Source organism: Aeromonas sp. 19NY04SH05-1 (assembly GCF_040581895.1).
Taxonomy (GTDB): Bacteria; Pseudomonadota; Gammaproteobacteria; order Enterobacterales; family Aeromonadaceae; genus Aeromonas; species Aeromonas enteropelogenes.
The window spans coordinates 1,386,317-1,413,136 of sequence record NZ_CP095328.1 but is presented as its reverse complement, the minus strand read 5'-3'; the positions used below and the strand labels follow the sequence as shown (position 1 = coordinate 1,413,136).

Genomic DNA, 26,820 nt, shown 5'->3' with positions numbered 1-26,820 from the left:
GCTGCACAGGATTTGCCAGAGCCGGGCCCTGATCTCTTGGTTCGCATTATAAGCTAAACCGTTTTAGCTAACCAACAGATCCCGACGCTGGCTGCCATTTTTGTGATCGGGATAACGAACTAGAACCAGGTTTCCATCTGTACGCCAAAGTTCCACTCGCCCCCGGCGGTGAAGTCGTTCTGGCCCATGGCGTCGGTACTGGCGTAGTTGTCGAGCTCGGAGGACCAGTCCATCCAGGTGGCGAATACCCGCAACTCGGGCCGCTCGAAGAAGCCGGCGGTCTGCGCCTTGAAGGTCGGGGCGAAGGTGAGCTTGGTGAAGTCGCCGCTCACCGCCTGACGCCCCATGTAGCCCTTGGGATCGAGATCCATGTACTGCCAGGTGGCCTCGTAGACCAGCTCGACGTTCTGGCTCAGCACCTGGGCAAACCGGGTGTTGAGGGTGGCCCAGCGGTATTCGTCCCCCTTCACGTAACGGTCCTTGCTCTGCTCGGCCAGCAGGGCCGGGGTGACACGCCAGCGCGGACTGAGATCCGTGGCGCCAAACACGGCGACCCGCACCGCATCGGCGTCCGCCAGCAGCTCGCTGTCGGAGCCCAGTCCCTTGAGCTCGGCACCCAGGCCATGGCCATACAGCACGGCCGCCTTGGAGAAGCCGGGGTTGATGCCAAAGAAGCTGTCGGCGTGGTAAGCCAGCAGGGTGTGCGCCCCCTTGTTCGCCGCCTCGCTGCCGGCGCCGCCGTCGTTGATGCGCGCCTCGTTGTCCTTGGCCGACAGGCCGTTCAGCATCCACTGCCAGTTGCCGACCCGGTTGTTCATGGTGAGGATGTAGCTCTCGATGTCGGAGAGGCCGCTCGCGCTAATGTCGCCGTAGTCGCGCCCGTAGAGGGAGAAGTTCGCCTTCCAGCTGTCGGCCAGCTGCACGTCGTAGACGCCGCCGCCGGTGCCGGCCAGGAACACCACGTCCGAGTCAAGCCAGTGGATGTCGAAGTTGTCCCGGTCAAAGCGCTTGCCCGCCCACAGCACAGCATGCTTGAAGGGACCGTCGAAGCTCGCCAGATCGCCGATCTCGGCAAACACCTGGCGGGTGTTGAGGCTGGAATCGCTGGCGGTCCAGTCGTTGCTGGTCTCCACCCCGTCCGCCAGCATCAGCTTGTAGCGGGCCCAGCTGCCATCGGCGAAGGTCTGGGTCTTCAGCAGATTGGCCTCCATGTAGGTGTCATCCTCGTTGCCAAGGCGACCCACGGCGCCACCCACCGAGCCGGCCGGGGTGATGTAGGGGCCGCCACGACCGCCGTTGCCATTGCCGTTGACCAGCAGGCCTGAGCGGGCATAGCCGTGGAACTCGAAACCCTGGGCCCCGGCGGTCTGCTTGTCCACCTTCTCGCTCTGGGCCTTGGCCACCACGGCCGTCTCGCGGGCTTCGTTTGCCTTGCTCTGGGCCTCATCGGCCCGCGCTTCGGCGGCGGTGGCACGTGCCTCGGCCGCCTGCACCCGCGCCTCCAGCGCCGCCAGACGGGCCTCGATACCGCCATCCGCCGCCCACAGCGGGCTGCTCATCCCCAATCCCAGCGCTACCGCCAGCGCCAACTTGTGCTTGCACATCGTCATCGTCCTCACCTGTCATCTGTCGCTCGTCAGGGCGCTGTTGTTATCGACAGGCTGAGCATAGCTAAACCGCTTTAGCCAACTCAATACGCCAGCTAAACCGTTTCAGCTTAAATGTGAGCGGGATAACATTTGCACAGCAGGAAGAGGTGGAAGTTGTGAGGAAGATCCCTCATCGGGATCCACTCAATAAGCGGGGATCTTGCTAAAGCTGGGGCAAAAAAAGAGCCGGCACAGGGCCGGCTCTTTATATCTGGGTCGCGAACATCAGCTGGTCAGATCGTCGAAGAAGCGTTTCACTCCTTCGAAGAAGCCTTCCGATTTCGGCTTGTGGGTCTTGGCGGCGGCACCGCTGAACGACTCGTCCAGCTGGCGCAGCAGCTCTTTCTGCTGTTCGGTCAGCTTGACCGGGGTCTCGACCACCACCTTGCACATCAGATCCCCCACCTGGCCGGAGCGCACCGATTTGACGCCCTTGCCACGCATGCGGAACATCTTGCCGGTCTGGGTCTCCGGGGTCACCTTGAGCTTGACCCGGCCGTCCAGGGTCGGCACTTCGATCTCGCCACCCAGGGCTGCCGCAGTGAAGCTGATGGGGACTTCGCAGTAGAGGTTGTTGCCGTCACGCACGAAGATCTCGTGCTCCTTGACGTGCACCTGCACATACAGATCGCCCGCCGGAGCCCCCGCTTCCCCCGCTTCCCCTTCGCCAGAGAGACGGATGCGATCGCCGGTGTCGACGCCAGCCGGGATCTTGACCGACAGGGTCTTGGTCTTCTGGTAGCGCCCTTCGCCATGGCACTTGCGGCACGGATCCTTGATGATCTTGCCGCGACCATGACAGTGCGGGCAGGGCTGCTGCACTGCAAAGAAACCCTGACGCATCTGTACCTGGCCGGAGCCGTGGCAGGTCGGGCAGGTTTGGGCTGAGCTCCCGGTGTGGGCGCCGGAGCCGTTACACACCTCACAGTGGACCAGGGTCGGCACCTTGATCTCCTTGGAGACACCGCGCACCGCCTCTTCCAGGGTCAGCTCCATGGTGTAGCGCAGGTCGGCACCACGGGCCGGGCCGCGACGACCACCGCCACGGCTGCCGCCAAAGATGTCGCCAAACACATCGCCAAAGATGTCGCCGAAATCGGCGCCGCCGCCAAAGCCACCGTGGCCGCCGCCACCCTGGCTAGGATCGACACCGGCATGGCCGTATTGATCGTAACGGGCACGCAGATTGGCATCGGTCAGGACCTCGTAGGCCTCCTTGACCTCTTTGAATTTCTCTTCGGCATTGGCATCGCCCTGATTACGGTCAGGGTGATACTTCATGGCCAGACGCTTGTACGCCTTCTTGATCTCGCGCTCGTCAGCATCTTTCGATACCCCCAGCACTTCGTAGAAATCGCGCTTCGACATACTTATCCTGTTGCTATATCAGCAGTTACGCAGACGGGCGTTGGTCACCCAACGCCCGTGAATTCATAGACTTAAGCCGATGGGCGAAGCCTGCTTCGCCCATCTGGGTCGGGCTTACTTCTTGTCGTCTTTCACTTCTTCGAACTCGGCGTCGACCACGTCGTCATCAGCCTTGGCGGAAGAAGAAGACTGACCGGCATCAGCACCCGCGGCACCTTGCGCCTGAGTCTGCTGCTGGGCAATTTCCATCAGCTTCTGGGACGCTTCCAGCAGAGCCTGCTGTTTGGCTTCGATGGCAGCCTTGTCGTCACCCTTGAGGGCAGCTTCCAGCTCGCTGACCGCGGCTTCGATCTTGGTCTTGTCGTCGGCAGGCAGGGCATCACCGGCTTCGGTGATCTGCTTGCGCACGGAGTGGACCAGACCGTCAGCCTGGTTGCGAGTCTGCACCAGCTCTTCGAACTTCTTGTCTTCGGCCGCGTTGGCTTCGGCCTCGCGTACCATGCGTTCGATCTCTTCATCAGACAGACCGGAAGAAGCCTGGATGGTGATCTTCTGCTCCTTGTTGGTCTCCTTGTCTTTCGCGGAGACGTGCAGGATACCGTTGGCATCGATGTCGAAGGTCACTTCGATCTGCGGCAGACCACGCGGTGCCGGGCGGATGCCTTCCAGGTTGAACTGGCCCAGGGACTTGTTGTCGCTGGCGCGCTTGCGCTCACCCTGCAGCACGTGAATGGTCACGGCAGACTGGTTGTCTTCGGCGGTAGAGAACACCTGGGACTTCTTGGTCGGGATGGTGGTGTTCTTCTCGATCAGCGCAGTCATCACGCTACCCATGGTCTCAATACCCAGAGACAGCGGGGTCACGTCCAGCAGCAGTACGTCGGTCTTGTCACCGGACAGTACGGCACCCTGGATGGCAGCACCCATGGCCACAGCTTCGTCAGGGTTGACGTCTTTACGCGGCTCTTTGCCGAAGAACTCGGCAACGGTCTTCTGGACCAGCGGCATACGGGTCTGACCGCCCACCAGGATGACGTCGTCGATCTCGCCAACTGCCAGACCGGCGTCTTTCAGGGCGACACGAACCGGCTCCAGGGAGTCTTTCACCATGTCTTCCACCAGGGATTCCAGCTTGGCGCGGGTCACCTTGATGTTCATGTGCTTCGGACCGGTGGCGTCTGCGGTGATGTACGGCAGGTTCACGTCGGTCTGCTGGGCAGAGGAGAGCTCGATCTTGGCTTTCTCGGCGGCATCTTTCAGACGCTGCAGAGCCAGCTGGTCATTGCGCAGATCGATGCCCTGCTCGCGCTTGAACTCGTCAACCAGGTAGTTGATGACGCGGTTGTCGAAGTCTTCACCACCCAGGTGGGTGTTACCGTTGGTCGCCAGTACTTCGAAGGTGGTTTCGCCTTCCACTTCGTCGATCTCGATGATGGAGATATCGAAGGTACCGCCACCCAGGTCATATACGGCAACCTTGCGCTCGCCCTTGACCTTGTTCACGCCGTAGGCAAACGCAGCCGCAGTCGGCTCGTTGATGATGCGCTTGACGTCCAGACCCGCGATGCGACCGGCATCCTTGGTGGCCTGACGCTGGGCGTCGTTGAAGTAGGCCGGAACAGTGATAACGGCTTCGGTCACCGGCTCGCCCAGGTAGTCCTCGGCGGTCTTCTTCATTTTCTTCAGCACTTCGGCAGAGATCTGCGGCGGTGCCATCTTCTTGCCTTTCACCTCGACCCAGGCGTCACCGTTGTCGGCCTTGGCGATGGCATAAGGCATGATTTTCAGGTCACGCTGTACTTCGTCATCTTCGAAACGACGGCCGATCAGACGCTTGATGGCGAACAGGGTGTTTTTCGGGTTGGTGATGGCCTGACGCTTGGCCGGCTGACCAACCAGGATCTCGCCATCATCGGCATAGGCAATGATGGACGGAGTAGTACGATCACCTTCTGCGTTTTCGATCACGCGAGCAGTGTCGCCATCCAGAATAGCGACGCAGGAGTTGGTAGTACCCAGGTCAATACCGATGATTTTACCCATTTGAGAAATCTCCAAATACTTTGAATAAACCGGCGAGAGACTCGCCTCAATGCGTTAACGGCTAGGTGGGGGCTGCCAATTCGGCTTTCAAGCTCCCGGCATCAAATTTTTTGTGCCGCCGTGGCCTTGTTCCCTATATGGGGTCGCCAGATGCCGCTTCAAGCCCCTCTCCCTAAAAAACCGTACTCTTTATCTGCTGTGAACGCCTTGCTCGTTGCCAGGGGAGGCTTGCCGATACCCTTGGCGACCAGCAACAGCGTCGCGACAAACAAAAAGCCCGCCAAGCGGCGGGCTTGGTGAGGATACGATGATCAGTCGGCAGACTTGGACACCATCACCATGGCCGGACGGATGACGCGACCATTCAGCTCGTAGCCTTTTTGCATCACGGCGATGACGGTGTTGGGTGCCACATCGGCACTCGGCACCATGCTCATGGCTTGGTGGGCGTTCGGGTCAAACGGCTGGTTGGTCGGATCCAGCGCCACCAGACCGAACTTGGCCACGCCGCTCTGCATGGACTTGAGGGTCAACTCGACACCTTCGATCATCGGCTTGAGGGCGTCGTTTTCCTTGTCGGCGAGCTCGATGGCGCGCTCTAGGTTGTCCAGCACCGGCAGCAGTTCACCAGCAAACTTCTCGAGGGCAAACTTGTGTGCCTTCTCGACATCCTGGGCCGCGCGGCGACGCAGGTTTTCCATCTCGGCGACGGCACGAATGGCACGCTCGCGCTCTTCGGCAGAGGCCTGCTGGGCCGCTTCCAGCTGTGCTTCCAGTTCGGCAATACGTGCCTGCTCGGCTGTCACTTCACAGTCTACATCGGTCGGCTCGACTGGCTGGGCTTCAACTTGCTCCATCGCTTCAACCTTTTGCTCTTCGTGGTTCATGACATCTCCAATTGCGGGGTTACTTATGAGGGCCTGACCTCTGGCTGAGCGACCAGACGGCAACAGACCGACTATGTTGGCGCTATTATGGGGATGGATCCTCGGCTTTCAAGGGAAAAAGGTCATTCATGGCGCCGGATGTGCGCCTTTCCTTGCGACCCCGTTCACGCTTTCGCCATCTGGTTCAAGGGGATAGAGACCCTCCATCCCATATGGGCGGCTCACAAGCGGGACAAACCACTGTATACTGGCCCGCAATACCCCTGTGGATCAGACAGACTATGGATTCTCCGTTCAAAACCATCGCCCTGATTGGCAAACCCCATCATGAGGGAGCCAACCAGACGCTGACCGGCCTGCATCAGTACCTGACGACCCGCGGTTTCCGGGTGCTGGTCGAGAGTCGGGTCGCCCAGACCCTCTCGATCCTCGAAGAAGACGTGATGGATCTGGTACAGCTGGGCCAGCAGGCGGATCTCGCCATCGTGGTCGGCGGTGACGGCAACATGCTGGGGGCGGCCCGGGTCTTGTCTCGCTTCGATGTGGCGGTGATCGGGGTGAACCGGGGCAACCTCGGTTTTCTGACCGATCTCTCCCCCCAGGATTACCTGCTGCCCCTCGAGCAGGTGCTCTCCGGTCACTACAAGAGCGAGCACCGCTTCCTGCTGGAGGCGTCCGTCTATCGCCACGGGGAGCGCAAGTCGAGCAACCTGGCGGTGAACGAGGCGGTGCTGCACCCGGGCAAGATCGCCCACATGATCGAGTTCGAGGTCTATATCGACGGCAGCTTCATGTACAGCCAGCGCTCGGATGGCATCATAGTGGCCACTCCAACCGGTTCCACCGCCTATTCACTCTCAGCCGGTGGCGCCATCCTCACCCCCAAGCTCAACGCAATCACGCTGGTGCCGATGTTCCCGCATACTCTGAGCAGTCGTCCCATCGTACTGGATGCCGACAGCGAGGTGCGCCTGCTGGTCTCTCCCGACAATCAGGATGACGCCATGCAGGTGAGCTGCGACGGCCAGGTCACCCTGGCGGTGCACCCGGGGGACGAGATCCTCATCAAGAAGAGCCACCACCAGCTGCATCTGGTGCATCCTCTCGATTACAGCTACTTCCACGTACTGCGCAACAAGCTCGGCTGGGGCAGCAAGCTGTTTTAAGGGGCAAGGTCATGAGCTGACTGGCTGAGCGCCACTTCACTACGCAGCCAGTCGCTAAAGGCACGAAAGCGCGGTCGCTCGCGGTTCTCCAATGGAGAGATCAGCTCGTAATTACGCCCGGCAGCCACCGCCGGGCCTCCTACCGCCACCAGCACGCCCTGCTCCAGCAAGTTGCGCACCAGTACCTCCCTCCCCATAGCGACCCCCATGCCACCTTGCGCCGCCTGCAGAGCCATCTGGTAGTGATTGAAACCGTAGTGACACTGATCGTAGGGCAATGTCATACCAGAACCATCGCTCCAGAGGCGCCACTCCGAGAAGAGCTGCTGCACATCGGTCGATTCCGAGGCATGGATAAAACAGGCCTCAGTCAACTGTGCCGGTTCCTGCAGCAACCCCAGCCGCTCGGCATAGGCAGGGGAGCAGACGGGTACCAGACGCTCCTCCATCAACAGCTCCCGGTGCAGATCACTGCAGCGGATCGCACCGTAGTAGATGGCGAGATCCACCCGCTCCTCGTTGAAATCCACCGCCCCGGCCCGAACCCGCATCATCACGTTCAACCCGGGCCAGCGCTGCTGGAAACGGGGTAGCCTTGGCATCAGCCAGTTGAGCCCCAGCGTCGGAGCAACACCGACATGGAGCGTCCCTCGCAGATCCTGAGCCCGGATATCTTCAATCTCTTCGTTGATCTGGCGCAGAGAATGGCTCAGGGTCGCCAGCAGTCGTGCCCCCTCTTCAGTCAACTCCAACTTGCGTGTCAGGCGAATAAACAGACGAAAACCCAACAACCCTTCTAGATGGCGAATGCGGTGGCTGATGGCCCCCTGCGTGAGGTTCATCTCCTCGGCGGCACGAGTGAAACTGAGGTAACGGGCCGTGCTCTCGAAGGTGTGCAGCAGGGCCAGGGTATTCTGTTGTACCAGCATGGATAACCTCGTAATGACGCTGGTTGCGACGCAGGTCATCAGTATGACATTTCTCCTTATACATTAAACAGGCTAATCCATACTGCCCCTTATTTCGTTTGTCCGCCCGCCAGGCTCCCCCTTTAATAGGGTCCATCCCTATCCCTGTTCATGAGGTGGACAATGAAAAACGGACTCAAGATTGTGATCATCGGTGCAGGCTCTAGCTACACCCCGGAGCTGATCGAAGGGTTGATCCAGCGTCAGCACGAGTTACCGCTGCACGAACTCTGGCTAGTCGACATCGACGATGGCCGCGAGAAAATGGAGATCATCGCAGCCCTCACCCGCCGCATGCTGGCCAAGGCTGGGCTGGCAGTACGGGTTGAAACCCGGCTGGATCGGGAAGAGGCACTGTACGGGGCCGACTACGTCTGCTCCCAGTTTCGCGCCGGCTGTCTGGAAGCTCGTATCAGCGATGAGCGGGTTTCGTTGAAATACGGTCTGATCGGCCAGGAAACCAACGGACTGGGCGGCTTTGCCAACGCCTGCCGGACTATCCCCATCGCTCTGCAGATCGCCGCCGACATGGAACGCCTCTGCCCCGATGCCTGGCTGCTCAACTTCACCAACCCGTCGGGCATGGTGACCGAAGCCGTATTGCGCCACAGCAAGATAAAGACGGTTGGGCTGTGCAACGTGCCAGTGATCATGCAAAAAGGGGTCGCCACTCTGCTGGAGAGTCATGACGAGCAGGAATTCATCATGCAGGTGGCCGGACTCAACCATTTCATCTTCGTGCGCCAGATTCAGCATCAGGGCGAGAACAAACTCGGCGAGGTGATTGCCCGGATCGCACAAGGACACGATCCGCTGGTACCGCGCAATATCCCCCCCTTTGCCTGGCCCAAGGATCTGCTGGCCAATCTGGGCATGATCCCCTGTGCCTATCTGCGCTACTACTACATGAGCGACGATATCCTCAAACAGGAGCTCGGGGAGGCCAGCGGCGAAGGCACCCGGGGTGAGGTGGTCAAGACCATCGAACAGCAGCTGTTCGAGCTCTATCGCAACCCGGATCTCACCGAGAAGCCCAAAGCGCTGGAAGGACGCGGCGGCCAGTATTACTCGGAGGCCGCGTGTGAGCTGATGAGTGCCATCCACAACGACAAGCGTATCATCATGCACGTCAACATCCGCAACAACGGCGCTATCAACGGCCTGCCGGACGAGTGTGCCGTGGAAGTGAGCTCTCTCATCACCAAGTCGGGTCCACTTCCGCTTAATGTGGCCCCCTTCCCGCAAGACACCTTGCGCCTGCTGCAGTTAATGAAGGAGTTCGAGCAGCTCACCATCGAGGCCGCCATCACCGGCAATCGCCATACGGCTTGGCGTGCCTTGGTACTGAATCCCCTCATTACCAGCGGCCACCGACTGGAACAGGCACTGGACGAGGTGATCGCCGCCCACCCAGATTTGATGTCAGCCTTCCACTAATCTTCACCTTTCTGCAATCCCGCAGGCCACCCGTCTGGTGGCCTGTCCTGTTAAAAATGGCAACGCCTCTTTACTGTATATAAGACCAGTATATACTGGATGCATAAACAGTAATGTTGACCCATACAGGATGAGACCATGCTGACCCAGCTGACCGTCAACAACTTCGCCATCGTCAAGTTTCTCGAACTCGATCTGCAACCGGGCATGACCTGCATCACAGGCGAGACCGGCGCCGGCAAATCCATCGCCATCGACGCCCTCGGCCTGTGCCTTGGCGAGCGGGCCGAGGCCAGCATGGTGCGTCCGGGGAGCGACAAGAGCGAAGTCAGTGCCCGCTTCCAGCTCGATGGCAACCCGGCCGCCCGCGCCTGGCTTGCCACCAACGAGCTGGAAAACGAAGGGGAGTGCATAGTGCGCCGGGTCATCTCCGCCGAGGGGCGCTCGCGCAGCTACATCAACGGGGTGCCCGTGCCCCTCACCCAGCTCAAGAGCCTTGGCCAGCGGCTGGTCAACGTGCACGGCCAGCATGCCCACCAGCTGCTGCTCAAGCCGGACTACCAGCTCGCCCTGCTGGATGGCTACGCCGGCCATCACCTGCTGCTCGACGAGGTGCGCCAGCATTACCAGCAATGGCGCCAGCTGCAAAACGAGCTCAACCGATTGAAAGCCGAGCAGCAGCAGCGGGAGGCCCGCCGCCAGCTCATCGAATACCAGGTACAAGAGCTCGATGAATTTGCTCTGCAACCGGGGGAGTTTGAAGAGATAGAGGAAGAGCACCAGCGTCTGGCCAACGGCACCGAGCTGATGCAGGAGTGCGGCTTCTGCCTGGATCTGCTCTATGACAACGATGACACCACCATCGCCGGCCTGCTGCAGGTCGCCGTCGACAAGGCTGAAGGGCTGGTCGGCATGGACAGCCGCCTCAATCCGGTGCTGGAGATGCTGAACAATGCCCTCATCCAGGTGCAGGAGAGCCACAGCGAACTGCGCAGCTATCTGGATCGGCTGGAGCTGGATCCCGAGCGCTTCAACGAGCTGGAGAGCCGCCTCTCAAGAGCGATCAACCTGGCCCGCAAGCATCATGTCAAACCGGCGGATCTGGCGCTGCACCATCAGGAGCTGGCCTGCGATCTCGCCCGCCTCAACTCTGATGAAGAGCGCCTCGAAGGAATGGAAGATGAACTGGCCTCCGCCCGCCAGGCGTTTCTGCAGTCGGCCGAGGCCCTGAGCCAGAGCCGTCAGCGCTACGCACAGGAGCTGGCCGCCCAGGTCACCACCAGCATTCACGAGTTGGCGATGCCAGATGGCCGTTTCGCCATCGAGGTGCGCCCCGATGCCCAGAGCAGCCTCTCGCCTCTGGGGATCGATCGAGTGGAGTTCATGGTCACTACCAACCCGGGCCAGCCCATCCAGCCGCTCGGCAAGGTGGCCTCCGGCGGTGAGCTGTCACGCATCAGCCTCGCCATCGTGGTGATCAGCGCCCGCAAGGTCTCCACCCCTACCCTGATCTTCGATGAGGTAGACGTGGGGATCAGCGGCCCGACCGCCGCCGTGGTGGGGCGCCTGTTGCGCCAGCTCGGCGAGTCGACCCAGGTGATGGTGGTCACGCACCTGCCCCAGGTAGCGGGCAATGGCCACCAGCACATGGTGGTGAGCAAGCATACCGATGGCAAAACCACCGAAACCCAGATGTGTGCCCTCGATCAGCCGGCCCGCCTCAATGAACTGGCCCGCCTGCTGGGGGGCGATCAGATCACCGACATTACCCTGGCCAATGCGCGCGAGTTGTTGCGAGCCTGACACAGCTCTCCTCCTCCCTACACCATGACAATCCGCGCCAAGGGGCGTCATGGTGCCTGTTCACGGACACCCTGAGTCGCCGGATCACCGACCCAGATCAATGAAAGTGCGAGTAAGGCCAAGCAGGCAGCAACATCCAAGGGGGTTCAGGTTGCCTTCATTTCCGGGATTTCGCATAGTACCCGCCCCCTTTTTGGGTATCCCATTGTGAGGCTTTGTCTATGATCCACGTTTTTGGTCACAAGAATCCTGATAGCGACAGTATCTGCAGCGCCCTGGTCATCGCCGACTGGCTCAAAGCCCAGGGGCGTCAAGCCACCCCATGGCGCCTGGGCGACCTGCGCACCGAAACCCGTTTCATCCTGAAGCAGGCTGGCGTTGCCGAACCCGAACTGCTGACCCGGGATCTTGCCGGTGAAGATGTCTGGCTGGTGGATTTCAGTGATCTGGAACAGGGCCCCGCGACCCTGGCACAGGCCAACGTACTGGGCCTGGTGGATCACCACCGCCTCGGCACCCTGATCACCCAGTCGCCGCTGGATGCCTGGATCCGCGCCGTGGGCTGCACCTGCACCATCGCCTTTGAGCTGCTGAGCCAACAGGGTCAGGTGACCCGCAGCCAGGCTTGCCTGATGCTGGGTGCCATCATGAGTGACACCCTCTGCCTCACCTCCCCCACCACCACAGAGCAGGACAAGGTCGCCTGCGAGCGTCTGGCCGAGCTGGCCGAGGTCTCTCTGGCCGAATTTGGCCAACAACTGCTGATAGCCAAGACCGATTTGAGCGGCTTGACTCCGGCCCAGTTGCTGCAACAGGACGAGAAAGCGTTCCAGGCCGAAGGTTGCAGCTTCATCATGAGCCAGATCGAGGTGGGCAGTGAACAGCAGCTGGCCGAGCATCTCCCGGCACTGCAGCAGGAGATGGCCGCGCGCGTGGCAAGCGAAGGGCTCGACTTCTTCGTGTTGATGGTGACTGACCTTACCGCTGCCGCCAGCCGCATTCACTTTACCGCCCATCCCAAGGTCCCCACCGAATCTTGCTTCCACCCAGGCTTCGTCAGCCGCAAGAAGCAGGGCCTGCCCTGGGTCATGGAGCTGCTGGCCAAGGCCTGAGCCTTAACCTGAGGCGTCCCGAGCCCTGCCTGATGGCGGGGCTTTTTTCTTTCAATCCCCGTCTATCAGCGTCCCCTTCCCAATTACTTCGCTTACTGACAGATAAGCGCATAATTTTGCTTACATATTTCTGACTGTTCATTGGCAAGGCTTTGCTGCAGGATACTCGCGGCACTTCTCTTATTCCGTTTTCAGTCAGGTGATCCATGACCCCAAGTCCCAAGCGCACAGCCCTGGCGCTCTCTACCCTGTTCGTCGCGGCCCTCATCGGCTGGCTGGCCTGGCCAAGCCAACCGGCCACCGAGATGCTCACCGCCAAAGTCACCCGGGAAGACATTAGCCAAACCGTGCTGGCTAGCGGCGTGTTGCAGGCCATCGAGCAGGTGGATGTGGGGGCACAGGTTTCCGGTCAGGTGACCCGCCTGGCCGTCGAGGACGGCGCTCAGATCAACAAGGGGGATCTGCTGGCCGAGATTGACCCTCTCATCGCCCAGAACAATCTGAAAACGGCCGAAGCCGAGCTCGCCAGCAACCTCGCCCAACTCAAGATCAAGCAAGCCCAGCTCAAACAGTACGAGCTGGCCTGGCGCCGTCAGGTAGAGATGTTCAGGCAGGAGGCCAGCTCTCGCGCCGATCTGGAGAGTGCCGAAGCCCAACTCGCCGTCACGCGCGCCGAGTTGCAAAACAGCCAGGCCAATATCGACAGTGCCCGTATCAAGGTGGAACGGGCCCAGACCGAGCTGGGTTACACCAAGATCCTGGCCCCCATGGATGGCACCGTCATCAGCATAGTCACCCGTCAGGGTCAGACCCTGGCCGCCAGCCAGACGGTGCCAACCCTGCTGAAACTGGCCAATCTCGACACCATGACGGTCAAGGCCCAGATCTCGGAAGCTGACGTTACCAAGGTGAAAGCGGGCATGCCGGTCTATTTCACCCTGATAGGCGATCCGGACACCCGCTATCAGGGCACCCTGCGGGCCGTGGAGCTGGCCCCCACCAATATCAATGAACAGGTCACCACCACCAGTACCACCAGCAATGCCGCCGTCTACTACTACGCCCTGTTTGATGTGCCCAACCCGGACCATGCTCTGCGCGTGGCCATGACCACCCAGGTGACCATAGTGCTCGGCGAACGCAAGCAGGTACTCACTCTGCCGCAGACTGCGCTCGGCAAGCAGGTGGCTAACAACGAATATGAGGTAACCCTGGTCAGGGACGGCGCTCCCGGTGAGACTCGCCGCATCAAGACCGGGATGAAGGACGAGATCCGCATCGAGGTGGTGAGCGGGCTGACGGAGCAGGACGAAGTGCAGCTCAACCACGGCGCGCCCATAGCGGACAAAGAAGAAGGCATGATGTTATGAGCGAGCCGCTGAACCAGCCGCCCCTGATCCAGCTAAAAGGGGTCGAGCGCCGTTACCAGAGCGGCGAGCAGGAAGTTACCGTGCTCCATCCCCTCGACTTGACCATTCAGGCTGGCGAGATGATCGCCATCGTCGGGGCCTCCGGCTCCGGCAAGTCGACCCTGATGAATCTGCTTGGCTGTCTCGATCGGCCCAGCAGCGGCCAGTACCTGTTTCGTGGCCAGGACACGGCGACCCTGGATGCCCTGGCACTGGCGCGCCTGCGCTGCCATCACTTCGGTTTTATCTTTCAGCGCTATCACCTGCTGCCTCATCTGGACGCCTCAGCCAACGTGGAGATCCCCGCCGTCTATGCCGGCACCGAACGTCAGGCTCGTCAGGCCAGGTCGAAGCAGCTGCTGGAGCGACTGGGTCTTGACGAACGTCGCCACCATACCCCGGGACAGCTCTCCGGCGGCCAGCAACAGCGAGTCAGTATCGCCCGGGCGCTGGCCAATGGTGGCGAGGTGATCCTGGCCGATGAACCGACCGGTGCGCTGGACAGCCAGAGCGGCAAGGAGGTGATGGCCATCCTCAAGGAGCTTCATGCCCTGGGCCACACCATCATACTGGTCACCCACGACATGGGGGTCGCCAACCATGCGGATCGCATCATCACCCTCAAGGATGGCTGCATTCAGCAGGACAGTGGTCAGCGCGAACAGGCTTCCCCATCGACCATCCCCCTCCCCGTTGCCAGTCAGGGAGGAGCCAGCCTTGACTGGGATCGCTATCGGGAAGCTGGCCGGATGGCCCTGCATGCCATGCTGGCCCACCGGATGCGCACCTTTCTCACCATGCTGGGCATCATCATCGGCATCGCGGCGGTCGTCAGCGTGGTGGCCCTCGGCCAGGGAGCCCGCACCAAGGTGATCGAGCAGATCAATGCGATGGGAACCAACACCATAGAGATCTTCCCGGGCAAGGGGTGGGGAGATGAAAAGATGGCCAGCATCCAGACCCTCAATCAGGGGGATCTCGATGCCTTGCTGGGACAACCTTATCTGGCAGGTGCCAGCCCGGAGATCATCAGCTCGGGACAACTTCGCTATCGCAACAAGACCAGCAGCGGCAACGTAACCGGGGTCGGCAACGACTACTTCAAGGTCAAGGGCATGACATTGGTAAGTGGTCGCTTACTGGAGTGGCGAGACATACAACAGCGTTCGGCGGTGGCCGTGGTCGACCAGAAGAGCATTCCAAGCCTGCTCGGCAAGGATGATCCCATCGGCAAGGTGGTACTGGTCGGCACCCTGCCGGTACGCATCATTGGGGTCGTCACCCAGGAGACCGGCTTTGGCCCCAGCAGCCAGTCGGTCAATGTCTGGCTCCCCTATAGCGCCGTGATGAGCCGCCTCATCTCCCAGCGCCACTTCAGCCAGATCACCATACGGGTCAAGGATGGCATCCAGCCGGCGCTGGCCGAACAGGCGATGATCGAGCTGATCACCAAGCGCCACGGAGTGAAGGATTTCTTCACCTTCAGCAGCGACAGCATCATCAAGTCGGTGGAGAAAACCACGGCCACCATGACCCTGATGGTCTCGGCCATCGCCGTGATCTCGCTGATCGTCGGCGGTGTGGGGGTAATGAACATCATGCTGGTCTCCGTGGTGGAACGCACCCGCGAGATCGGCATTCGCATGGCCGTGGGGGCACGTCAATCGGACATCTTGCAGCAGTTCCTGATCGAAGCCGTGATGGTCAGCCTACTGGGGGGCATCTTCGGCGTCGCGCTCGCGCTCGGCATTGGTGTGGTCTTCTCCCTGCTGGTCGACACCATACAGATGCAGTTTTCGCTCTTCTCCATCCTGATGGCCTTCGGCTGCTCGTCACTCATCGGGATCCTGTTCGGTTATCTGCCGGCGCGCAATGCGGCGCGGCTCGACCCCGTGGTCGCACTGGCGAGGGAATAACAATGTACAAATTATCCTGGTTGGCCCTCTGCGTGGCCCTCGGCGGCTGCAGCCAGCACAGCAGCTATCAAAGACCCGAGCTGGCTATCGCGCCCCAGTGGCAACAGGCGTATGACACCCAGCAGTTGGCACAATCAGGGGCCTGGTGGCAGGGATTCCATGACCCTCAGCTCGACCGCCTGGTCGAGGCCGTGCTGGCCGCCAATCCGGATATGCACGTCGCCGCACTCAAGCTCAAAAACGCGCAGCTTGGCGCAGAGCAGGCAGATACCAACCTCACCCCCTCGGTCACTGGCAGCCTTGATGCCAGCGCTAACAAGAACCTGAAGACGGGGAGTTCCAGCAGCACACTGGGGCCCGCTCTCGGCCTCAGTTATGAGGTAGACCTGTGGGGCAAGCTGGCATCGGTGCGGGATCAGGCAAGCTGGGAGGCGGCCGCCAGCGAACAGGATCTGGCCAGCACCCGTCTGATGCTGATTGGCAAGACGCTGGAACAATACTGGCAACTGGGTTATCTCGGCTCGGCTATCGCCCTTGGCGAGCAGCAACTGGCCAACCTGGTGCGCACCGAACGGTTGACCGAGGCCAAATACCGCGCCGGCGCCATAACCCGGCTCGATCTGGCCCAGACTCGTCAACAGGTTGCAGGCAAGCGCGCCGAATTGGCGTCGCTGAAAACCCAGCAAGAGCAGGCCAGCAACGCCCTGAGGCTGCTCTTGGGGCGTAACAGCGGCCCCTTGGCGTATGCCCCCACCCGCCTTGCACTTCAGCCTATCCCCGAACTGGCTGTCGGCATTCCCGCCGATCTGCTGGCCCGTCGCCCGGATGTGAGAGCGGCGGAGCTGCGACTGCGCAAGACCCTCGCTAAGGGGGATGAGATCCGCGCCAGCTTCTACCCGTCGCTGACCCTGACCGGCAACGCCAGCACGGCGTCGGACAGGCTGGCTCAGGTGCTGCAAAATCCGGTCGGGACGCTGGGGGCAAGCCTGGCTCTTCCCTTCCTTGAGTACAACCGCACCCGGCTCGCCATCGACAGCTCAGCGCTTGATTACCAGATCGCCGAGACCGAGTTTCGCAAACAGCTCTATACGGCGCTGGTCGAAGTCGAAGACAATCTGGCGGCCCGCCATCATGGCCAGCAACGACTCGCCTATCTCCAGGAACAGCTGGGTTATGCCAACGAGTCTGAACGGCTGGCCAGGGCGCGCTTCGAGGCGGGCGCCACCGGTGTGCAGACCTGGCTGGATGAGCAGAATCGCTTGTGGGAGGCAGAACAGAGCCTGCTCGCCCAACAAAAAGAGCTACTCAACGTGATGACCAGAATTTACCAGGCCATTGGGGGCACAGACGCCCCACTCGCCCAATAAACATAAGGCCCCGCGTTGTTGCCAGATCGGGGCCTTATTATTGCCACTCCCCCGCACATTACTCATTATCCTTGGCGAGTGTGCCGGTTCTTCAACATCCCATCCTTTTTTCTTCTACCAAACCCCATCAAAAAAGTCAGAGATAACGTGCAATAGACGCAAGCGCTAATGGCTACGAATGTACAGCCTCTTTTGTCTCCTGCAAAACTACATGGTTCGCCGATACCGGAACGCATCATGAAATTAATCACGACACAGATATTTATCCTGGGGAGGAAAAGCCGAAAGAAAAGGAATGCAGAGGAGTCAAGAGAGAATCAAATAACGAATAGAGACATCGGTTAACATTAATAACGCACAAAAATAATGCCGCTCAAAGGCGGCATTATCAGATTGCTTGGCACAACGAATTAGATCAGAAACTCGCTCAGATCTTTGCCCAGTGCAACTTCAGCTGCAATGGCTTTAGGCATACGGCCCTGGCCAGTCCAGGTTTTTTCCTGGCCATCTTCTACATACTTGTATTTGGCCGGACGCGGAGCACGCTTGCTCTTGGTGGTACCAGTAGCAGCCGGAGCAGCCGCAGTAGCCAGCAATTCACGGGGATCAATACCTGCTTGCTGCAGCATTTCGGTGAATTCATTCAGTTTGCGCTGGCGCTCTTCCTGCTCGGCACGCTCCTGCTCAACAGAGTCGGCGCGCTCTTGATAAACCAGATCAAACTTCTCTTTAGCTTCCAGCAGCTGCTCAAATGGCAGCTCACGAATAGCGGCACGCAGACTGCGAATGTTCAGCAGAACTTTCAGAAACTCGTTCATTATTTCCTCACAAAAAATCGATCACAGGGATAACAGTTTCAGAATAGCATGGACAATTCATAACGACATACAGTTTTTCTGTATTAGAGTCCATTTTTACCATAGTCTATCGACAGCAACCACGATTGATAACAAAACCATAGAAAGAAAAAGTTCGGCGTCAATCAGAAATGACCATCGGATTCATCGCAAAGCACACTATTACATACCCCATTAATACTCCATTCAGCATAGCCACAGGGGCGCTGAAGCAATGTAACAACAGATGCCAGGCAATCATTCGCCCTAGATAACACAGCTCCTTTTTAACATCACCAGCATATTAAACACCTGTGTTTTGCTTATCTCTGATTTGCATGCCGCTAATGCGAGGCTGAGCCTCAATATATAGCAACCAAATGAAACCCTGGCAATAACCGATTAAAATCAATCCGTTGAATACTCACCCACTCCTTTTGGGGTAACCTTTGCGATTAATGGCAGGCATCAAGCATCATTACCCGACACAGCCAGCCCGACCAGAAGAATATGGCAACCGTCCCTCAAGCACGACAACAAAAAAAGCCTGCTCTTGACAGAAGCAGGCTTTGGTAGCTCAACAATTACTTTATTTAGCCCTGGCATCACTTTCAGCAGGCTGATCAACGCCGGTGATCACCGACTTGGCCGCTGATTTTGTGAGCAGAGGATCATCAGGATAGAGTTGCAGAGCTTCCCGACGCATGGTGTTTGCTTCAACCGTACGCCCGAGGGCATTAAGGGCAACCACCATGTTGGCGTAAATATTGGCCCGTGGCGTATGTTGTACAAAAGCCTGCCCCCACTCCAGATAGGCCTCCAGTTCAGCCTTGTTATTGGTTTGCAGACCCACCATCAACCGCACCGAATTGACATCAAATTCGACCCGAGTCAACCACGCCATGGGATTGACGATATCCAGCAGCAGAGTCGGTTCCTTATAGCCCCCTCTTTCATACTTGGTCACCACCCAGGCGGTATGCAGAGCTGTTAGCATAAAGGGAACAATCAATAAAGGGATGGTAATCGCCACAAAACGCAGCAAGAACCAGGGCCGATAAGCCCACTCCCACCAAGTTGTTTGGCTTCTGGTTGCTATATTCACCTCTTCCACTTCAACATCAATTAAATAGACAAGCGTCAATAGCAACCACCACAATACGATGGCATGGTAAAAGGGGTATTCAGTCTGGGAATGAAGCAAAATAGGAGTCACCAGAGCCAGCATGGCCATGGCATTTTTCCCCGGTGCACACGAAAGACGCCATAACAACGCTCCCCCCATTATCAGCATACCGAGCATAGGAGCGAGTCCTCCCTCCACAGCCCAATACAAGAATTCATTGTGGGGATGATCCAGGTTGTACTCAATTTGTACCATGGCCGGATTCACTGCTTTATCGGCCATATAATGATGGAGAAAAACGGATTCGAAGCTACCGTAGCCCCATCCTGTCCAAAGTTGTTCACTCACCAGCTTCAATGCGTAGGGCCAGTAAATAGAGCGCATTCCGCCAGACTGGTAGATCTCCAACCCACGCTTTACGCCTGCCATCAAATACTGGGATAAAAGGCCTAAAATAATGCCTAAGAACACAAGGCCTAATATGAGTCTAATTTTTCGTTGTTGCCTAAGTTGTGGCAGCAACATAAGCAGCGCCAAAAATCCACCCAACTGGCCTACTCGAGATTGCAACACCACCAACAGCAATACAGTTGAGAATATGACACCATAACGCAAACCCATCAGTACTCGTGAGTCATCACTTCGTAACTCCAACCAGATCGCCAGAGCCATCCCCGTTGCCATAAAACTGGCCATCACATTAGGTTGCTGGAAAATACCGTAGGGACGATTTACCTTGGCGTCATACCCAATCCAGTTTCCGGGAATCAGCAGATAAAACTGAACAAGCCCAAGCAGCGCCTCTATCGCTATCGCGATCAATATGAGATAGAGCAAGCTATCACGCAGCTGGCGCGTCAATCTCCACTGGTAAAAGCCAAATAGAAACAGCAGGCCAGCAAATAATCCCAGCAAACGGGGAATGGCATAATCTTTCAGCTCAAATCCCGGATAAGCCATGGGCAACAACAGCAGTAAGGCCCCAAACCATAGTGCAACCTGCAATGGAGAAAAAGTGATACGTTGACGCAGAGTCACCTGCCACAACCCTATTCCGATCATCAGGCTGGCAAAAATCCATCCCCATGCATTAAAGGGCAGATAGAGTCCAGCACCACCGGGATTGTGCATAAAAAAATGCATACCCAGCAGCCAATACAGTGCACATAAAACCGTCGTAACTTTCGTTAACTTCACAGCCCAACTCCTTAGGCCAGCTCAATACAGAGGACTTAAAAGGCGCCAACAAAAAGAGAGGGGGCTAATTGCCCCCTCACCTCAATCAACCACTAACATTATGCCGCTTCTGGTCTACGAAATGCACGACGCACAAGAACGATCGCAACACCTAACATTCCCCCAAGCAAGGTTGCCAACACAACAATAAGTGGGCGCTTGGGCTTGTCACGAGTATATGGTTCTTCTGGTGAGTCGATCATCTTGAAAGAGTCAAAAGAAACATTCGTTAATTGCAACGCCTTCAACCCATTGAGCTGCAGACGGATTTTACCCAAATCTTCATTCAATACTTCAGGATTTTTTATTTCCTCCAGAATTTTCAACTTTTCAGCCAGACCTTTGCTACCAAGATCGATGTTGAATATGTCGTCACTATTCGTTCGTTCCAGGGGTTTTTCCACCCCAGCGGCTTGGCTTATGCGCAAGCTATATTGAGTTCGGCGAATATCATCCTGACGAGCTTGCAGGGTATCAGTTTTGATGCTTTCATACTGAGATGTCAGTGCCTTGATTCGGTTTTGCCAAAGGCTTCTTAGTTCCGCATTTTTATCTAAAATCTGCTTATTTTGAACAAACTCGATGTATTTCACCAAACGTTGCTGTGCCAGCTCAGCTGTCTCAGCCGAAAAGCTGAGGGTAATATCAGTACTGGCCTTATCAAAAGGCTTGGCCACAATCGCCTCCCCCAACTTACTCATCAATGCTCGCTCACCACGACGGTCTGTCACTCCAGCCTTTTTTAGTTCCTCTGAAAAAATTCCCTGCTCAGTTAAAAAAGTACGCTTGTTATTCATACTGTTAAAGGCCGCGACAAAGCTCTGATAGAGCGCTGGGCGCTGTAAAGTAGAGAAATCCATATCTACGGAAGAATCAGCAGGCAAACTATTTTTCAGTTGATCCATACGCAACTGAAATGCATTCACCTGCTCGATAGATGGTTCACTAATCAATGCTTGACTAGTCCAAACCTGACGCGCGGTCATGGCATAGCCAATACCAGCAATAGCAAACAACAGGGTAACCGATATAATCAATACCTTTTGGCGCCACAGTGCCAATATAATCTCTCGCAGATCGATCTCATCTGATGCAGGTGCTTGCACCCACTGGTTCGGAATAACAGACGTTTTTTCGTTCATCTCTTCTCGCTTGATTGTAAAGGTTAAAACGTGTAAAGACAGGTGGTATAACTAAGTGACACTTATGTGAGACCTACAAAATTGGGGGCCAGACGATCTTTATCAGATAAAACCAATGGTATCTGGGTAGACAGCGGCCAATTTATTGCAAGCTCGGGGCTATCCCAACGAATACAGGCCTCATCACCCGGCTGATAATAATCGGTGCACTTATAAAACACATCCGCACTCTCACTCATCACATAGAAACCATGAGCAAATCCAGGAGGGATCCACATCAACTCTCCCAATTCTGAATTTAATATATGGCTAACCCAATGACCATAAGTGGGAGATGTAGGGCGTATATCAACGGCGACATCAAAAATGCTGCCACTTATCACTTGTATCAACTTGCCTTGTGGGCGTGAACGTTGATAATGCAGGCCTCTTAAGGTTCCCCCTATAGAATGGCTCAAGTTATCCTGTACAAATAAATAACGGCCGCAGTGATGTTCAAACTCTTCTTGACGAAAACATTCCCGAAAATCACCACGATGATCAGAGAATGTTTCTGGAGTCAAAACTATGACCTCGGCTAAATTTTTTGCACGAAATTTCATTGCATCATTCTCATCGCTATTTTTGCCATACTAAAAAAGTACAGATTAATTATTTACATAAGTAATGCCAAAGTGAGGGGTAAGTAAACGGAGCAGATAATGCCCATAACTACTTTTCGCTAATGATACGGCTAACTCAAGCAACTGCTCATCATTGATCCAGCCCTGACGCCAGGCGATCTCTTCAGGACAGGCCACTTTTAACCCCTGCCGTTTTTCCAGCGTCTGAATAAACTGCCCAGCCTCTTGCAGGCTATCCGGAGTGCCCGTGTCTAGCCATGCACAACCCCGGCCTAAAAAGGTCACTTGCAGTTGCCCCTGCGCCAAATAACGACGATTGATGTCGGTGATCTCCAGCTCTCCTCGGGCCGAAGGGGTTAACTGCTTGGCAAACTCGACAGCATGCTCATCAAAGAAATAGAGGCCGGTCACCGCATAATGGCTGGCGGGATGAGCAGGCTTCTCGGTGATCGCCAAGGCCTTGCCCTGTTCATCGAGCGTTAATACCCCATAACGAGCCGGATCGTCGACCCGATAGGCAAACACCCTGGCCCCTTGATCATCCATCATCGCCTGACGTAACTGCGCAGGCAACTCGGCGCCATAAAACAAGTTGTCACCCAAGATCAAGCTGACGGGCGCCCCTGCTAAAAAGGGCTCGGCAATCAGCAGTGCCTGCGCCACCCCCGCCGATACCTGCTGCTCGGCATAAGAGAACATTAACCCCCATTGACTGCCATCCCCCAACAACTGGCGAAAGCGAGGCAGATCGGCGGGCGTACTGATAATCAAAATCTCGCGGATCCCGGCCAACATCAGCACCGACAAGGGGTAATAGATCATCGGCTTATCATAGACAGGCAACAATTGTTTGCTTACGGCCAGCGTAGCTGGATAAAGACGTGTCGCCGTTCCGCCAGCCAAAATAACACCTTTACGAGAAGGGAAATCACACAATAGATGCGTCATTATTGCTCCTCCAATAATGACTGCAACGTTGATGTGACACCCTCTCGCCAATCCGGCAAGCGCACACCAAAGTGTTGCTGAAACAGCTGTGTATCGAGCCGAGAATTAAGGGGACGGTTGACCACACCAGCATAATCCCGACTGGTAATAGGCTTAAGCCGTGGCACCTTGTCTATCAGACCTGACGCATACGCCTCGCTAAAAATGCAACGAGCATAGTCGAACCAACTGACGGCCCCGGATGCAGCTACATGATAGAGGCCCTCCAGCTGTGGCTCAGTCAAGACCCTATCGATAGCCTGCAGCGTAACCTCTGCCAACATCATCGCCGAGGTAGGGGCACCGACTTGATCGCACACCACCTGCAACTCATCGCGAGAGTGCGCGAGCTGCAACATGGTCTTGAGGAAATTGGTGCGCCATGGGCTATGCAACCAGCTGGTGCGAATGATCAGATAACGGCAACCACTGGCGATTATGGCCTGCTCCCCCGCCCATTTACTCTGGCCATAGGCATTCAACGGTGCCGGCTGATCCGATTCGCGCCAGGGGCGCTCACCCGTGCCATCAAACACATAATCGGTCGAGAAATGCACCAGCAAGGCATCATGCTGCCTGGCCAATGCAGCCAACCGCGCGACGCCATCGCAATTGACCCGCATCGCCTGCGCGGGTACGAGCTCGGCGCCCGCCACATCCGTGTATGCGGCGGCGTTGAGAATGACGGCAGAGCGATAACGCAACATTGATGCTTGCATCAAAGCGTCATTGTCCCCTGGATAACACTCTCTTGGCAGAGAAATAAAGGGATGATTGGCCAGGTGAGAGGCAGAAAGCAAAGCGCAGGCCAATTGGCCCGCACCTAGCAAGAGTTGACTCATTTAACGAGCACCAAACCCGGTCAAAATGGTCTTAATTGTTTTAAACACGATCAGGACATCCAGCCAGAGGGAGAAGTGCTTGATGTAGTAGAAATCGTGTTCGATCTTGATGCGTGTATCATCGGCATCGGCGGCATAACCGTGCACCACCTGAGCCCAGCCGCTGATACCGGGGCGCACGATATGACGATACATATAGAAGGGGATCTCCCGCTCGAACTGATCGACGAAGGTGCGCTGCTCCGGCCTCGGCCCAATCAGGCTCATGTCCCCCTTGAGGACGTTGAAGAACTGCGGCAGCTCGTCGATGCGCAGCTTGCGGATCACCTTGCCCACCCGGGTGACGCGCATGTCGCCATCCTGGGCAAACTGGGCACCGGCCTTCTCCGAATCCTTGCACATGCTGCGGAACTTGTAGATGCAAAAATCCTTGTTGCCCTTCCCCACCCGGTTTTGCAGGAACATCACGGGACCCGGGCTCTCCAGCTTGATGAGGATGGCCGTCACCAGCATCAAGGGGGAGAACAGCGGGATCGCGATCAACGCGGCCAGGATGTCCATTCCCCGCTTGATGAAGGCATAAACGGGGGACGGCAAGAGGGAACCAAGCTGGTTCTCGTGCAGATGATCAATCTTCACGCGCCCGGTCAGGGTCTCGCTGATCTGCTTGATGTGATAGACGGGAATGTGAGACAGGGCGCAGCGCGCCAGGAAACGCTCCCACTCACCCGCCAGCTTCTCATCCCGAAGATCTGCCACCACGGCGTCATAACGCACGGCCCCGAGATCGGGTTTGTCCAGCAGACGCCACTGCACACACGCGTGCCGGGTCAGGGCCTGATAGTCCCCAAAGGGCAGCAAGGCATATTTGGGGGTCCGGTAACGGCGGCCGATGAAGTAGGCGAGCCAGCAGCAAAGCAAGGCAACCAGATACGACTCGAACAATACCTGACGGCTGTAAGGCAGGCGCAGGAAGAAGAGAATACCGACCAGAGCACCATAGAGGGTGGTCACCGTGGGGATCATGTAGGCCACGGGACTTGCGCCCGGATAGCGCAGGAAGCGATGCAGCACAATCCCGGTCAGCAGAAACGCCACAAAGGCACCGCTCAGGGTATTGATCCGGACGGCATCGAGGTGATGCCAAAATTCCAGGCCCCATCGCTCAATGGCAGGCAGGCAAACCGCAAGCAAGGCCCCGAAGATGAACAAGGCAGGAGGGCTGAATAACACACGTTCATACCAGCGTGAGTGACGGCGTTGAAAGGACAAAGTTACCCCCAGAGATCGAAATAAAGGTCAAATAAATACATAACTTTCTAATTCTACTCGCGAATTCGTTTTTTCAACGCGATGACGACATAGCTGAGCCAATGATACAAACTATCTGGCAAACTTAACAACAACTTGTGCCGATAGATATGCCACTGCCATTTTGCTGCGGTCAATTTATTTGCAGATAATGAGTTTGAACTCAATCTATAACGAGCAACGATGTCTTGAACGCAGGCAGCCTTTTTGGCAACCTTCATTATTGCAAGCCACATCAGGTAATCTTCATGCCCACAGCGCTCTTGGTAAAATGTGCCAAGCAGTTCGCGGTTATATATTCCCGTCAGATTTCCGATCCGGTTGCTGTTCAGCATATCCTTGTAGCTGAATTCCATCGGACTGACTCGCACTGCCACAGGGCGATCAATGTCATCAGAGAGAAAAGTAGAGTAATTGCCACACACCACAGCATACCCTTGCTCCAGCAAAGATATCTGTTTTTCCAGTTTGTTTGATTCCCAGAGATCATCACTATCCAGAAAAGCAATATACTTGCCCTTGGCTGATTGAATGCCAACATTGCGGGCATTGGCAACACGGTCAGCGTTTACCCCAACTGGTAAGCGGCGACCATAAGTACGGATTGCCACTTCTGGTTGCTGTATTAGCTGTTTTAACACTGCATTGCCCACAAACCCGGTGGCACCTGTTAGTAGAATCATTAGTGATCTCTATCATTCAAAACAGATTAAACAATAAGGCAATAGACAGTGCAACTCGATCACGCAGCCTACGTCTTAGTTTATTGATATGAAAAAGCAAATATAAGTTCCCAACATACCCTTTATTTAATCCATACTTAACAATAGGCAAATGATGCAACGCCAGATGCTCAGCAATATTGGTACATTGATTACGATACCACTTACTTGTTATCATATTCAGCCGCTTTATGGCCGCCCCAAAGCTGTTATTTGTTCCGACCTGATTATTAGCATGTTGTCGATACAACATCATTGGATTGGGATCGATAAACCAGCTATAACCCTGGCTACGAGCAAACGCGTAAAGCAACCAGTCGTGCAACGCGATATCTTCACCAACTTGCTCATAGCGTTCGACTAACCATTTTTTAAACTGGATAGCCACTTCACGTTTAAACACATAAGTGCAACCTGGGCCGGCAGCTTCGAATAAGAAGTCCCATTCCCGCTGCAATTGGGCTTTGTCAATAAAAGCCTCACGCCCATCCTCCCAAAATGCAGTAACATTGGCAGAATAACAATCATATTGCTGTAGTTTCTCAATAGCTATGGCCAGTTTGTTTTCTGGCCAATTATCATCTTGATCGCTAAAAGCAATATAGTCATAGCTTTTCAGATCGGTATCCATTATTAATCTAAAGAAATTTTTACCCGCACCACCAAATTTAAAACCATGTGGCAACACAATTATATTATTATTTTTCATAGCGTAAGTATTGCAAATATCAACTGTTCTATCTGAAGACTCATCTATACTTATATATATATCAAGCAAGACATTCTTTTGCCCTAGGATAGTAGCTAGTTGTTCCTCAATCCATTTTTCACCATTATAAGCGGCCAACAAAACTGCTACTTTATGCATAG

General features: G+C 56.4%; 21 protein-coding genes. 7 read left to right on the top strand and 14 right to left on the bottom strand.

The features are described 5' to 3' along the window. Positions 1-119: 119 nt before the first annotated feature. The 4 genes from MRK42_RS06690 to grpE all read right to left on the bottom strand — a co-directional run bounded on the left by MRK42_RS06690 (position 120) and on the right by grpE (position 5,947). Positions 120-1,610 carry a carbohydrate porin gene (locus MRK42_RS06690; protein WP_338612006.1) on the bottom strand — a complete coding sequence of 497 codons (1,491 nt, stop codon included), beginning with the start codon at positions 1,608-1,610 and terminating at the stop codon, positions 120-122. Between the two features lie 264 nt (positions 1,611-1,874). After that, complete coding sequence (dnaJ, locus tag MRK42_RS06685) at positions 1,875-3,017, bottom strand: molecular chaperone DnaJ (protein WP_042028402.1); 1,143 nt, start codon at positions 3,015-3,017, stop codon at positions 1,875-1,877. Between the two features lie 114 nt (positions 3,018-3,131). After that, positions 3,132-5,060, bottom strand: coding sequence for a molecular chaperone DnaK (dnaK, locus tag MRK42_RS06680; RefSeq protein ID WP_338612005.1), 1,929 nt, complete (start codon positions 5,058-5,060; stop codon positions 3,132-3,134). Between the two features lie 311 nt (positions 5,061-5,371). Then, positions 5,372-5,947, bottom strand: coding sequence for a nucleotide exchange factor GrpE (grpE, locus tag MRK42_RS06675; protein ID WP_338612004.1), 576 nt, complete (start codon positions 5,945-5,947; stop codon positions 5,372-5,374). Between the two features lie 281 nt (positions 5,948-6,228). Between grpE and nadK the strand changes: the two genes are divergently transcribed. Beyond that, on the top strand, positions 6,229-7,113 hold the full coding sequence (nadK, locus tag MRK42_RS06670) for an NAD(+) kinase (protein WP_026457306.1): 885 nt from the start codon (positions 6,229-6,231) through the stop codon (positions 7,111-7,113). Here the strand turns inward: nadK and MRK42_RS06665 are convergent. Then, on the bottom strand, positions 7,110-8,042 hold the full coding sequence (locus MRK42_RS06665; RefSeq protein WP_354688945.1) for a LysR substrate-binding domain-containing protein: 933 nt from the start codon (positions 8,040-8,042) through the stop codon (positions 7,110-7,112). The genes nadK and MRK42_RS06665 overlap by 4 nt on opposite strands. Positions 8,043-8,204: 162 nt before the next feature. On the opposite strand from MRK42_RS06665, the gene MRK42_RS06660 reads away from it, so the two are divergent. The 6 genes from MRK42_RS06660 to MRK42_RS06635 all read left to right on the top strand — a co-directional run bounded on the left by MRK42_RS06660 (position 8,205) and on the right by MRK42_RS06635 (position 17,125). Continuing rightward, the gene (locus MRK42_RS06660; protein ID WP_268854909.1) at positions 8,205-9,518 is read left to right on the top strand and encodes a 6-phospho-beta-glucosidase; all 1,314 of its coding nucleotides are present in this window, start codon (positions 8,205-8,207) and stop codon (positions 9,516-9,518) included. 138 nt (positions 9,519-9,656) lie between these two features. Next, entirely contained in the window at positions 9,657-11,321 is a 1,665-nt protein-coding gene (gene recN / locus MRK42_RS06655; protein WP_338612002.1) for a DNA repair protein RecN, read from the top strand. A 221-nt stretch (positions 11,322-11,542) separates the two neighbouring features. Further along, positions 11,543-12,433: a manganese-dependent inorganic pyrophosphatase gene (locus MRK42_RS06650; protein WP_338612001.1), complete on the top strand. Its 891-nt coding sequence runs from the start codon at positions 11,543-11,545 to the stop codon at positions 12,431-12,433. A 206-nt stretch (positions 12,434-12,639) separates the two neighbouring features. After that, positions 12,640-13,803 carry an efflux RND transporter periplasmic adaptor subunit gene (locus MRK42_RS06645; protein WP_338612000.1) on the top strand — a complete coding sequence of 388 codons (1,164 nt, stop codon included), beginning with the start codon at positions 12,640-12,642 and terminating at the stop codon, positions 13,801-13,803. Further along, complete coding sequence (locus MRK42_RS06640) at positions 13,800-15,758, top strand: MacB family efflux pump subunit (RefSeq protein WP_042028394.1); 1,959 nt, start codon at positions 13,800-13,802, stop codon at positions 15,756-15,758. The genes MRK42_RS06645 and MRK42_RS06640 overlap by 4 nt, the downstream gene beginning before the upstream one ends. A 2-nt stretch (positions 15,759-15,760) precedes the next feature. Continuing rightward, positions 15,761-17,125 carry an efflux transporter outer membrane subunit gene (locus MRK42_RS06635; RefSeq protein WP_354688944.1) on the top strand — a complete coding sequence of 455 codons (1,365 nt, stop codon included), beginning with the start codon at positions 15,761-15,763 and terminating at the stop codon, positions 17,123-17,125. Between the two features lie 410 nt (positions 17,126-17,535). On the opposite strand, the gene MRK42_RS06630 is transcribed toward MRK42_RS06635, so the two are convergent. The 9 genes from MRK42_RS06630 to MRK42_RS06590 form a co-directional block, all read right to left on the bottom strand. Further along, positions 17,536-17,943 carry an H-NS family nucleoid-associated regulatory protein gene (locus MRK42_RS06630; protein WP_061475545.1) on the bottom strand — a complete coding sequence of 136 codons (408 nt, stop codon included), beginning with the start codon at positions 17,941-17,943 and terminating at the stop codon, positions 17,536-17,538. Positions 17,944-18,550: 607 nt separating this feature from the next. After that, a complete protein-coding gene (locus MRK42_RS06625; RefSeq protein WP_354689043.1) occupies positions 18,551-20,230 on the bottom strand; it encodes a Wzy polymerase domain-containing protein in 1,680 nt (559 codons plus the stop codon). Between the two features lie 152 nt (positions 20,231-20,382). After that, positions 20,383-21,465, bottom strand: coding sequence for a Wzz/FepE/Etk N-terminal domain-containing protein (locus MRK42_RS06620; RefSeq protein ID WP_354688943.1), 1,083 nt, complete (start codon positions 21,463-21,465; stop codon positions 20,383-20,385). A gap of 62 nt (positions 21,466-21,527) precedes the next feature. Further along, positions 21,528-22,067, bottom strand: a complete 540-nt coding sequence (rfbC, locus tag MRK42_RS06615; protein WP_354688942.1) for a dTDP-4-dehydrorhamnose 3,5-epimerase — start codon at positions 22,065-22,067, stop codon at positions 21,528-21,530. 45 nt (positions 22,068-22,112) lie between these two features. Beyond that, complete coding sequence (gene rfbA, locus MRK42_RS06610; RefSeq protein WP_354688941.1) at positions 22,113-23,036, bottom strand: glucose-1-phosphate thymidylyltransferase RfbA; 924 nt, start codon at positions 23,034-23,036, stop codon at positions 22,113-22,115. After that, complete coding sequence (gene rfbD, locus MRK42_RS06605; RefSeq protein WP_354688940.1) at positions 23,036-23,917, bottom strand: dTDP-4-dehydrorhamnose reductase; 882 nt, start codon at positions 23,915-23,917, stop codon at positions 23,036-23,038. Before rfbD ends, rfbA begins: the two co-directional genes overlap by 1 nt. Further along, positions 23,918-25,150 (bottom strand): sugar transferase, encoded by a 1,233-nt coding sequence (locus MRK42_RS06600; RefSeq protein WP_354688939.1) that lies wholly within the window; start codon positions 25,148-25,150, stop codon positions 23,918-23,920. A 92-nt stretch (positions 25,151-25,242) separates the two neighbouring features. Beyond that, positions 25,243-25,911, bottom strand: coding sequence for a glycosyltransferase (locus tag MRK42_RS06595; RefSeq protein WP_354688938.1), 669 nt, complete (start codon positions 25,909-25,911; stop codon positions 25,243-25,245). A gap of 16 nt (positions 25,912-25,927) precedes the next feature. Next, positions 25,928-26,818, bottom strand: a complete 891-nt coding sequence (locus MRK42_RS06590; protein WP_354688937.1) for a glycosyltransferase — start codon at positions 26,816-26,818, stop codon at positions 25,928-25,930. Between the last annotated feature and the right edge of the window lie 2 nt (positions 26,819-26,820).